Genomic DNA, 10,792 nt, shown 5'->3' with positions numbered 1-10,792 from the left:
AACAAGAACGGGTTCGCGGCGATTCGCAGCGGGCCGCGAACTCTGAAGATCATGGACAAAGCCACGGCCAAGAGCAGCAATAATCCGGTCAAGATCAGCAATGATCCCGGATCCATTCCTGACAACGACGAAATGGTGACGCAGATCATCCCGATTCGATACGTGGAGGCGTCGCAGCTGGTTTCAGATCTCTCTCCATTTGTTTCTCCCGGCGCCACGATCATTGCTAATCAGGCCGGCAATTCGATCGTCGTCACCGACACACAGACCAACATCCGGCATCTGGCAGAAATCATCAAAGCCATCGATTCGAGCGCGGAGGATGTCACCGAGGTGCGCGTGTTCCATCTGGATTATGCCGACCCAACGGATATGGCGACGCTCTTGAGCGGACTTTTTCCCGATCAGAACAGCGCCTCGGCGCCGATACGATTTGGCAATCGGGGAGGAGCAGGAGGAGGTGGTGGCAGGTTCGGGGGGCGGGGAGGCGGCGGGGGATTTGGTGGCGGACCCGGAGGGTTTTTTGCCGCTGCGTTGGCCGCCAATTCCGGCAATGGCAACCCCCAGCAGGACCGCATCAAGAAACGCAATCAGGTCGTCGCGGTCGCCGATGCGCGCACCTCCTCGGTGGTGGTCACTGCCACAAGGGATTTGATGGGACAGATCGAGGAAATGGTCACCCAGCTTGACAAACCCGGAAAAAAGCAACGCATGACAGTGATTCCGGTTATCAACGGGAATGCAACCGAGATCATGCAGGCTCTGCAGGACACGGTGGGGGCCAATACTTCGCGCAACACGCGGAACACGCAAAACGATCCGTTTGCGACCCGGATCCAGCAGAACCAGAACAACAACAACACCGCATTTGGCGGGGGCACTGGGAACACCGCGCGCACCCGCACGGGCGGATTCTGATCCATTGCACAGGCTGCAAACCCTTGACGAACTACAACCATGAGAACGCATAATTGGAAAAAATACCTCGGTGGAGTCATTGGCCTTTGCCTGTGCGCCGCGCTGGAGGTTCACGCACAACAACGCGGCGGTTTTGGCGGGTTTGGAGGATTTGGTGGTGGGAACGCGGGACGGGGCAACACAGGCGCCAACCAGTCGCAATACACACCCAACGGTCAAGTGGGGAGTGCAACGATTTCGGTTGATGATTCCGGCAATCTCGTGGTGATCGGAGATGACGCCACCATTGCGCAAATCCAGCAGGCCGTCGCGGCCATGGACCGCCCGAAGCCCCAGGTGCTCATCAAAGTCGTTTTTCTCGAAGTCCAGCATAACGATTCTCTCGATATCGGTGTGGAGGGTGGCTGGGCGCACAATGTCGGCACCACCAACAATCCACTCAACGTCGCAGCCGCCAACGCCTTCGGCGCGTCCCCGTTGGGGAGCGTCTTCTCGCCAACCAACGTGAATGCATTCGGTCAGACCGTCGGAAATTTTTCGCCGAACCCCCCCGGCGCCGGGCTTTACCAGATTCTTGGGACTGATTTTCAGGTGACGCTGCGTGCCATCGCTCAGGCCGGAAAAGCCCAATTGTTGTCGCGTCCGTCGATTCTCGCGCGCGATCGCCAACCCGCGACGATTCAGGTGGGCCAGAACGTTCCGTTGGTTCAGTCCGTCAGCTACCAGGGAATTGCCGGCACTCCCATCAACAGCTTTGCATACTCGCCGGTGGGAATCATCCTGCGGGTCACGCCGTACATCACTCCGGATGGGATGGTGGAAATGATTGTTTCGCCGTCGATCTCGTCGATTGATTCCGGCCCGGGTATAACCGTTGCTCAAGGTGTCACCGCGCCGATCATTGATATTCGTTCGGCGGACACCGTGGCGATTACTCCAGACGGGCAAACCGTGGTGATCGGTGGTTTGATGACCAGTGACAAGTCGTCGAGCCAGAGCAAAATCCCGTTCCTGGGTGACATTCCGTTGTTGGGTAATCTTTTCAAACGTCAGACCAAAAACGGTACCAAGTCCGAGTTGTTGATCTTCCTGACGCCGCACATTGTCAGAATGCCCACGCAACTTGCGGCGATGGCTGAAAGAGAACAGGGTCAGAATCCAATGATCCAGAAATCCGTGTCTGAATCAGAGCTCGACCAGTTCTTGGAGCGAGTTCCGATGAAGAAGGACAAATAGCCCCTGATCCTGGATTCACCATGGAATTGAAGCGCCGCAACGTTTTGGTGTACGGACTACTGGCGGCTGTTTGGGCTCTGGTGGTCGGATGGCAGGTGGTGGAGCATTACCGCGTGAAAACGTCGGCGCGCGATGCAGTGACGGATCGCTCGAAGTATATCGCGGACATCACCAGCGGCGTGATCGGGTCCGCTTCGTTCAGGGGTATCGTTCTGCAGGACCGGCTGGAGTCGGCGCTGAACCGGCTCGTGAAACCCGGAGAACTCATCTCCGCGGCTCTTTTGAACGCCTCCAATGAAGTCGTCGCTGCCGTGGGTGCTCCCATCGACCCGGACGCAACGCGGGACCGCGAGCGTTGGGGCCGAAAAGCCGTATCCTTCGTCAATCCCGTTGATTTGAGCGCCAGTCTTGGTCCTCCGGGCGAAACCAACCGCCCGACGACAATTGTTGTGGCTCCCCGACGTGAAGCTCCGCGAAGCCCCCGCGAAGCGGAGGGCGGAGTTCGACCGCCCGGCGACCCGCCGCCGCCTGATGATCACCGCCCGCCCGCCCGCCCGAACATCGTCTCGAATGCTGCACCGGTCGGCTCCGCCGGCTCCGGCGGACCGGGTCCGACCAATCGAACGGAACGACGCTCCGGGCGACCCCGGTTCGGTCGTCCGCCCTGGATGAGTGAGGAAGAGTATAAATCGATGATTGAGCGACGGGGTTTGCACGGCCTGATCCTGGTCATGTCCACTGAAGCATTCTACCAGACCTGCGCCCAGGACTTGTGGATGCGTCTGGTCGTCGGGGTATTCGCGAGCATCGCCGTTGTTGGCCTCGGCTCCGCCTGGCGGAATCTCACGAAATCGTCCGACCTGCAGGTTCGCCTTGTCCGGGCCAGTGAAATGAACGCGCGGCTGAAGGAAATGAATCTTGCCGCGGCCGGCCTGGCCCATGAGACGCGCAATCCTCTGAACATTATCCGCGGGATGGCGCAGATGATTTCCAAAGAAGCCGATGCGGCGCCGGAGGTTCGCCGCCGTTCGCGGGAAATCGTTGATGAAACCGACCGCGTCACGGCCCAGCTTAACGAATTCATCAACTATTCCCGACCGCGGGAGGTGCGCCGCGCGCCGGTGGCGCTGGACTCGGTTGTCGCCGAAGTGGCACGCGCTCTCAATTACGATCTCGAGGAAAAACACGTTCGCTTGAATGTTCCCGACAGGATGTTGACCATCGAGGCTGATGAACAACTCCTGCGGCAGGCGTTGTTCAATCTGTTGCTCAACGCCGTTCAGGCGGTCGAACCGGGTGGAGGGATCGAGATCGTCGCTGAAAGAGAGAATACTGGCGAGGCGTCCCTGGAGATCCGAGACAACGGCCCCGGAGTTCTTCCCGACCAGCGGGCCGAGATTTTCAAGCCCTACTTTACCACGCACCAGAATGGGACGGGGCTCGGCCTGGCGGTGGTCCAGCAGATTGTGCTGGCGCACGGATGGGAAATCGAATGCGCGGCAAACCAGCCGCGGGGCGCCATTTTCCGAATCACCCACTTGAAACCGGCAGCGAAAGCTTCAGGACATGGCGCCTGAGACCGCCAACGACGCCCGAACGCCGCGCGTCCTGATCGTGGATGACGACGCCGGGCAACGGAGTCTTCTGAATTCATTTCTCGGAGGGCAGGGGTTCGATACGGTCCCTGTTGCTTCGGGCGAAAAGGCGCTCGAGGTGTTGCGCGCGGGTGACTTCGACATGATGATTTCGGACGTGCGGATGCCGGGCATTTCCGGCCTGGAAACGCTTCGACGCGCGCGTCAGGAGCGAGCCGTGTTGCCGGTGCTTCTGGTGACGGCGTACGCCGACATTCGCGAAGCGGTGGGCGCGATGCGGGATGGCGCGGTCAACTACCTTGCCAAACCGATCGACCTGGACGAATTGCTAGTTTCCGTCCGCCAGGCGACGGGCCTCTCGAAAACCGCGCCCCTCAAATTCAGTGAAAGCAGGCAGTTGCCCGCGCACATCGTGGCCCGCAGCCCGCTGATGCAGGCTCTGTTTCGCGACGCGTCACTCGTCGCCCCATCCGAAAGCCGCGTCCTGGTCACCGGCGAGAGTGGCGTGGGCAAGGAAGTGCTGGCGGACGTGATGCATGCCTGGAGTGCCCGCGCCTCCGGTCCGCTGGTAAAGGTCAATTGCGCCGCCATTCCCGAAACGCTGCTGGAAAGCGAGCTTTTCGGCCACGAAAAAGGCGCGTTCACCGGCGCCGCCGCGCACCGGATAGGGCGGTTCGAATTGGCGGACGGAGGCACCATTTTCCTCGACGAGATCAGCGAAATGTCACCGCAACTTCAGGCGAAATTGCTGCGGGTCACCCAGGATGGTCGATTTCAGCGCCTCGGCTCCAACACGGAGATTCACACCGACGCGCGGATCCTTGCGGCGACGAATCGCAACATGGAAGAGGAGGTCAAAAAAGGGCGGTTTCGCGAGGACCTGTTTTATCGCCTCAATGTCGTGGAAATGAACATTCCTCCGTTGCGTGAGCGGTCCGAAGACATCCTCCCGCTTGCGAGCGCATTCATCGCGCAATTTACCCAGGGACGGGCGCGTTTCTCCTCTTCCGTCGCGGATTGTCTGGTCCGATACTTGTGGCCGGGGAATGTGCGCGAACTGCGCAACGCGATGGAACGGGCCGCCCTGTTGTCGCGAGGTGAGATGATCCTTCCGGAGCACCTGCCGGCGCGGGCGCGCGTCGCGGCGGAGCATTCTTCGGCGACGGAGCCGTTCGATGCCCATCGCTTGGAGGAAATCGAGCGGCAGGCCATTTTTCAGGCGCTCCGCAAGCATGACTTCAACCGGACAGAGACCGCCAAGGCGCTCGGCATAAGCCGTCGCGCGATGATTTACAAATTGCAACGCCTGCGGGAACTCGGCTTCGAAGTGGACCCAACGCCGGAAAAGTCGGGCGGTGCAGAACGATGATCGAGGTCAGAAAACGGGGTCGGGACAAGAATCGTTCTTTGATTGCCCCGCCACCAACAGTCAGAGGCCGGATTGCGGATCATTGCTGTTTTCGGGGAGGCCCACCGGCCATAACAAGCTTGTCACAGGCTCCAGAATCCTTTGCACTTCGGCCATCAACTCGCGGTCAACAGGTTCCTCGATCCATTTCAATATGTTCGCCATGTTCGTCGGGTTCGCAGTGCCGGCGACGGTCGTTGTAATGTCCGGGTTCTGAATGCAGAACTGGATCGCCAGCTTTGCGATGTCCACGCCTTTGCCGTCGCAGTGCTCCACCGCCCTGCGGCAATATTCGCGGAGCAGAGGTGGGGCGTGATGCCATGCCGGTAACGGCTGACGTGTCAGGAGTCGTTCGGAGAACGGCGATGCGTTCATGATGCCCACCCCTTTGCTTCGCAGATAGGGAATCAGGCCGGGCAGCGACGTGTTGTTGAGCGAGTAATGACAGTAGGACAACATGCAGTCGAGTTCCGCCCGGTCGAGGATGTATTTGAAGATCTTCAACGGAAACCCGGTCACGCCGACAAATCGCACCTTGCCTTGCCGCTGAAGCTTGCGCAGGGCGGGGAGCGCCTCGTTCACGACCTGGTCGAGACTGCCGAACTCGATATCGTGACACTGGATGATGTCGAGATACTCCACGCCCATGCGTTGAAGGCTTTCGTCCACACTGCGTGTGACGCGTTCGGCGGAAAAATCGAATTCGTCCACATCATAACGCCCGCACTTTGTGCCTAGAATGAAGCGATCGCGGCGGATCTCCTTGAACGCCTTGCCCAGAACCTTTTCCGAGAGCGTCCGGCCGTAATAAGGCGAGGTGTCGATGAAATTCACGCCCCCGTCGAGCGCGACTTGCAACGACCGGATGCCTTGCGCTTCGTCGAGGTTGCCGTATTCATTGCCGATCGAAGCCGCGCCATAGCTGACGACAGAAATCTTGAGTTCCGTTTCACCCAGGGAGCGATATTCCATGGCGGTGTTAGAGGGGTTTCATTGCCCGGCCTCGGGCGGAGGAAAAGACTCGGTCAGCTTTCCATTCGTCCCATCCCACACGCGCAGGGTGCCGTCCTGACCGCCGGCCACGACAATTTTTCCGTCCGGTGTCACGGCGGCGGATTCGACGAAATCGTTGTCGCCGGAAAAGGAGCGAACTTCGCTGCCGTCCTCGCGCACGAGGCGCACCTTGCCGTCGCCCGAGGCAGCCAGAGCCTGATCGGTGTAACCGACGAAACTGATGCTGGTCACTTCCTTGTCGAACCCGCCGATATTCTTCTTCCGCTCGCCTTTCGTGAAGTCCCAAACCTTGATCACGTTGTCCGCGCCGGCAGTGGCGAGCGTGCGTTCGTTCCGTTCCCAGCTTACGCCGAGGACATGGTGCGTGTGGCCTTCGAATTGCCGCACAATTTTGCCTGTGGACAGATCAATGACTCTCGCGAACTTGTCGGCCGCGCCGGACGCCAGGTAATTTCCGTCCGGCGAGAAGTCCAGACCGAACACCGCGTCGCTGTGAACGTTGGTGAACGACTGCGCCAAACGGCCGGTTCCGGTCTGCCAGAGCCTTATTTCACCTCCGCGCGTGGGCTCACCCCCTCCCGTCGCCAGAAGATTACCATCGGGACTGAACTTGACGACGTTGACGCGATCGATGATGGGAGAGTTTACGTCACCCGTTCCGATCACACGCTCCAACTTCCAGGCCGGTTTCAAATCCCAGACGACCGCGTCCCGGTCCGCCGCGCCGGAGACCAGATTTCCGTTGCTCGCAAAGGCGACCGCGAGCACGGCGTTCTTGTGGCCGCGGAAGGTTTCGAATGCCGTCCCGTTGTCCGCGCTCCAAGTGCGGATCACCCCGTCATCACCCCCGGCGGCAAGTGTCAGGTCATCCGGCGAAAACGCGAGGCAGCGAATGGGTTGTTCGGATTCCACCACGGCCCTTTTGGCTGCTTGCAAATCAGTCTCTCTCTGCTTTTGTTGATCGCCGGCTTTTTGGATTTCGATCCCGGCGTCCGTCAGATTCCTTGCGGCCTCGTCGTCGGCCTTGTTCGCGAGTTGCAGTTCGGTCCTGGCATTGGACCCGGCCTGCTCCGCTTTCTTTAATTCCTTCTCGGCTTCTGCGAACGCTTTGGTTGCGGTCTTTAAATGCTCGTCCGCCTTGCCTTCCTTTTCCCTGGATGCGGCGCTGAGTTTTTCGAACGCGGTTTTCGCTTCCGCCGCGGCCTTCGTCTTTGCAGCAGCCTCCGCTCCCAATCGCTCGATGGTCTCACGGGTTTGGCCGGGGGTTTCCCTGGCCGACTTCGCTTCCGTCTCGCCTTCTTTCGCAGCCGTCTCGGCGGCGGCGAGCGACTGGGCGGCCCTCCGGGTTTCGGCCTGCAAATCCTCCAACGACTTTTCGGCGGCGGCGCGCGCCTCAGTCGCCTCCAGAAAATTCCTCTGTTTCTCGACCAGTTCTTTTTCCGCGATTTCGCTGGTGTCGGTCGCCTTTTTGACTCTTTGGGCTTGCGCGGTCTGGTTGGTTTCCGCCGACTTCAACCCGGCCTTGTGAAACTCCACTTCGGATTTCGCGAACACCAGAGCGCGTTCGCAATCGGCGGCATGCTCCTGCGCATAACGATCACCTTTCAATTCCGCGATTTGCCTTCCTTCGGCAAGGTTCCAGAGTTTCGCGGTTTTGTCCGTTCCTGCGGACGCGAACCGCTTGCCGTCATTGCGGACGGCGACGGCCGTGATCGGGCCGTCGTGCTTCATTTCGCGGATCAACTTTCCCGACTCGACGTCCCAAAGGCGCAACGAGCCGTCACTGCTCCCCGAAATGATCTGGTGACTCGAAGGCACAACGTCCAGGGACGTGACGGTTCCTTCGTGACCGCGTAGTTCCCGGGTCGCCGCCAGCGAGCGCCGGGTCGCGTCGAGATGCCAGAGATGAATCGAACTATCTGCGCCGCCGCAAGCCAGTTGGTCATCACCGAGCCACACGAGCGCGTTCGGTTCCGAGTCAAGGCGCATTTGAGTGACGATTCTACCTGCCGGCACCTCGCAAATGCGCAGGAGTTTGTCGTCTGAAACTGAGCCGAGCTTCGTACCGTCCGGAGAAAACTTCAAACTTCGAATCGCTCCTTTGAGCGCCGGCAAATGCTTCGCTCGTTTTCCGTCAATCAACTCGCGCACTTGCACGCGGCCGTCATCGCCGCCCGTCGCCAGCCATCGGCCGTCCGGGCTGGTCGCGACCGCCGTCACGGACCTGCGCGCGACGGACGCGAGCCGGAGCCTTCCCGTGTTCTTCGGTCGCCGCCAGAGTTTAGCTTCGCGATATGCGCCGGAGGCCAGCAGGCTGCCGTCGGGACTGAACGCGAGCGAGTGCACAATGTCCCGATGCGCGACGCCCGGTCTGGCGTAGAGGCCCGCTTTCTGGAGTTGCGGGTCCGTGAGACGTTCGACGAGTCTGTGCGAGGGAATGTGATAAATGAAAATCTGGTTCGCCCGGGCGCAGGCGGCGAACTGGCCGTCTGTTGTCACCGCCACGGCGTAGATCGGATTCAACCCTTCCGGCAATGGTTGCCATTCGACGGGTCGGACGATGCTGGCGGAGCCTTTTGCGCCCTGATCGATCCAGAGTTTGATGAGACCGAGTTCTTCGGGCGTGAGGTTGGATGCCTGCACCTTGTTGCCTGGTGGCGGCATGATCGTATCCTCAAGCTGGTGCGCCGCCGCTTTCAGCAGCAGGCTCACGCCGCTCCTTTTTGGCGCGACGACCGGGCCGGAATCGCCCCCTTTGATCATGTCTTCCGGGGTTTCCAGAACAAGTTTCGCCTTGGCCGTGGTTTTGTTGTGGCAGGCCAGACAGTTGTTCTTGAGAATCGGCAGCACCTCTCTGTCGAAATCAACCTGGGCCGAGTGCTTGAGCCTGGCGACGGGGATGGGCTTGGAACGGTTTTCGCCGGCAGCCCCTTCGTCTGCCACGACGGAAGCGATGGATAGCATTGTCAACGCAAGCCACGCGACCGCATGAGCGTGAGTATTGCTGTTGCCGGTGAAAGGTTTCCTCCATCGGGGAGGCGGAGGGCAGGCTCGCTCTGGTCGAAAGCCTCTTTTGGCGGACGCTTCGATGGAACGGAGGGAACGATGACGAAAAGCCGCCGTTCGCAAATGACTCAATAGAAATCCGGCAGTCACTTCTCCTTGTCCGCTTTCACCTGGATCGTTATGGGCGTGGAATAGACCGTGATGGTCACTTCACGCGGTTTTGCCCTCTCGTCGAGCTCTTTCGCGCGCTTCTGCAAGAAGGCCTTTTTGTCTTCCGCTTCCTTTGCTTTTGCAACGGCTTCTTCGTTTGCTTTTGCCGCATCGGTCTTCGCCTTCTCGGTTGCTGAAGACCTTTCCGAGGCGGCCGCCTTCTCTCCTTCGGAAACCGATTTTGCTTGAGCCGTCGCTTCGTCTGCGGCCTTGGTTGCGGCAGCGAGTGCCTCGCCCGCCTTTTTCGCTTCTGTGGACAATTCGGCGGCAAGTTTCTCCGCCTTTCCGGCTGCATCAGCGACTTCCTCGGCCGCCCGGGGATTGTTTCGGTACTTTCCTTTTGTCTGCGCTTGCAGCCAGAACGTGTGTGTGCCCGGCGCAAGCTTTTGCTGGCTGAGGTCGATTTCCAAAGTCGCGGCGTTGGTTTTGCCGTCCACCTCGAACTCCTTCAGGGCGTCAAGGCCGGCATCGCCCATCGCCTTCAGTTTCAGGTTTTCATTGAACTCGAAGTGTCGCGCGAGCTTGAGCGGGATTTGCAGTTTGCTGCCGGCGGTTGCCTCCTGGATTTTGCTGTCCGTGGGAGCGATCACAACCGGCGCGTTTTCGACTCCGGTGACGTCGAGATACAGCTCGCGAGTCAACCGGGCGTCAACCGCCTCGTTATTGTAATCGGGAACATTCCAGGTGATCGAACCGGCCCGGGCCTGCCGCGCGACTTCTGTTTCTCCGATTTTTGCCCTGCCGATGACCCGGATGGGACCGGACCAGTCACTCGTGTCCTCCGCGGCGGTCAGAAGAACAAATGCGGAGCTCTTCTTCGCTGCAATTCTTGCCGGGGCACAACTCACGCCCTGTGGAAGGCCTTCGACGCTCAGTTCGATTTCGCCGTCGAAGTTGTCCCGGCGGAACACGAGCACCTTGATCGGAATGGTCTCGCCACGACGCAGGAACGGCGTCCACACCGCCGCCTCTTTCCCATCCTTGTTCACCGGAGGGGGCGCCTGGGCCAGTGCCAGCAGGCGGAAGTCCGGCGCTTCTTTGTGCAGCGAGAGGCGGTAGATGAAACGCGGGTCGTTTTCCTCGTGATTAAACAGATCGCGAACCTGAATCCGGTACGTGCCGTCCTCCGTCGCTTCAAAGCGCCAGGCCGGATCGCGGCTTGCCGTGTTGAACTCGGGCCCGCCGATATTTGCGTCCGAGGCGTAAAGCTCGCGAACGTCAGATGCCTTTTCGTCGCCCTTGTCATTTCTCGTGATGCGCTGAAGCAGCGCAAACGGCGAGGTGGGCAGGCCGAGCCGGTGCGAGTACAGTTCAATCCAGCAAACATCGCCCTTTTGCGCGTCGAACACGAAGAAGTCGCGGTCGCCGGCGGGGTAAAATTGCCCGACCACTTCGCACGGCAGGG

At 60.0% G+C, this 10,792-nt stretch carries 7 protein-coding genes; 4 read left to right on the top strand and 3 right to left on the bottom strand.

The features are described from left to right. The 4 genes from VN887_06790 to VN887_06775 form a co-directional block, all read left to right on the top strand. On the top strand, positions 1-918 hold a 918-nt coding region (locus tag VN887_06790), incomplete at its 5' end, for a secretin N-terminal domain-containing protein (protein ID HXT39713.1). A gap of 39 nt (positions 919-957) precedes the next feature. Further along, complete coding sequence (locus tag VN887_06785; protein HXT39712.1) at positions 958-2,154, top strand: hypothetical protein; 1,197 nt, start codon at positions 958-960, stop codon at positions 2,152-2,154. Positions 2,155-2,174: 20 nt separating this feature from the next. Then, complete coding sequence (locus tag VN887_06780; GenBank protein ID HXT39711.1) at positions 2,175-3,731, top strand: ATP-binding protein; 1,557 nt, start codon at positions 2,175-2,177, stop codon at positions 3,729-3,731. Next, positions 3,721-5,118, top strand: a complete 1,398-nt coding sequence (locus VN887_06775; protein ID HXT39710.1) for a sigma-54 dependent transcriptional regulator — start codon at positions 3,721-3,723, stop codon at positions 5,116-5,118. The genes VN887_06780 and VN887_06775 overlap by 11 nt, the downstream gene beginning before the upstream one ends. A 60-nt stretch (positions 5,119-5,178) precedes the next feature. Here VN887_06775 and VN887_06770 read toward each other — a convergent pair whose 3' ends face one another. The 3 genes from VN887_06770 to VN887_06760 form a co-directional block, all read right to left on the bottom strand. Then, the gene (locus VN887_06770; protein ID HXT39709.1) at positions 5,179-6,129 is read right to left on the bottom strand and encodes an aldo/keto reductase; all 951 of its coding nucleotides are present in this window, start codon (positions 6,127-6,129) and stop codon (positions 5,179-5,181) included. 18 nt (positions 6,130-6,147) lie between these two features. Next, positions 6,148-9,135, bottom strand: coding sequence for a c-type cytochrome domain-containing protein (locus VN887_06765; protein ID HXT39708.1), 2,988 nt, complete (start codon positions 9,133-9,135; stop codon positions 6,148-6,150). Positions 9,136-9,323: 188 nt separating this feature from the next. Further along, positions 9,324-10,792 (bottom strand): hypothetical protein (locus VN887_06760; protein HXT39707.1); only part of this gene is annotated, 1,469 nt, incomplete at its 5' end.

Source organism: Candidatus Angelobacter sp. (genome assembly GCA_035607015.1).
Classification (GTDB): Bacteria; Verrucomicrobiota; Verrucomicrobiia; order Limisphaerales; family AV2; genus AV2.
This window is presented reverse-complemented; position numbering and strand designations above follow the sequence as displayed.

Coding starts and splice junctions, on each gene's coding strand:
- VN887_06785 (HXT39712.1), top strand. CDS start 958: ATGAGAACGCATAATTGGAAAAAATACCTCGGTGGAGTCATTGGCCTT.
- VN887_06770 (HXT39709.1), bottom strand. CDS start 6,129: ATGGAATATCGCTCCCTGGGTGAAACGGAACTCAAGATTTCTGTCGTC.
- VN887_06775 (HXT39710.1), top strand. CDS start 3,721: ATGGCGCCTGAGACCGCCAACGACGCCCGAACGCCGCGCGTCCTGATC.
- VN887_06765 (HXT39708.1), bottom strand. CDS start 9,135: ATGCTATCCATCGCTTCCGTCGTGGCAGACGAAGGGGCTGCCGGCGAA.
- VN887_06780 (HXT39711.1), top strand. CDS start 2,175: ATGGAATTGAAGCGCCGCAACGTTTTGGTGTACGGACTACTGGCGGCT.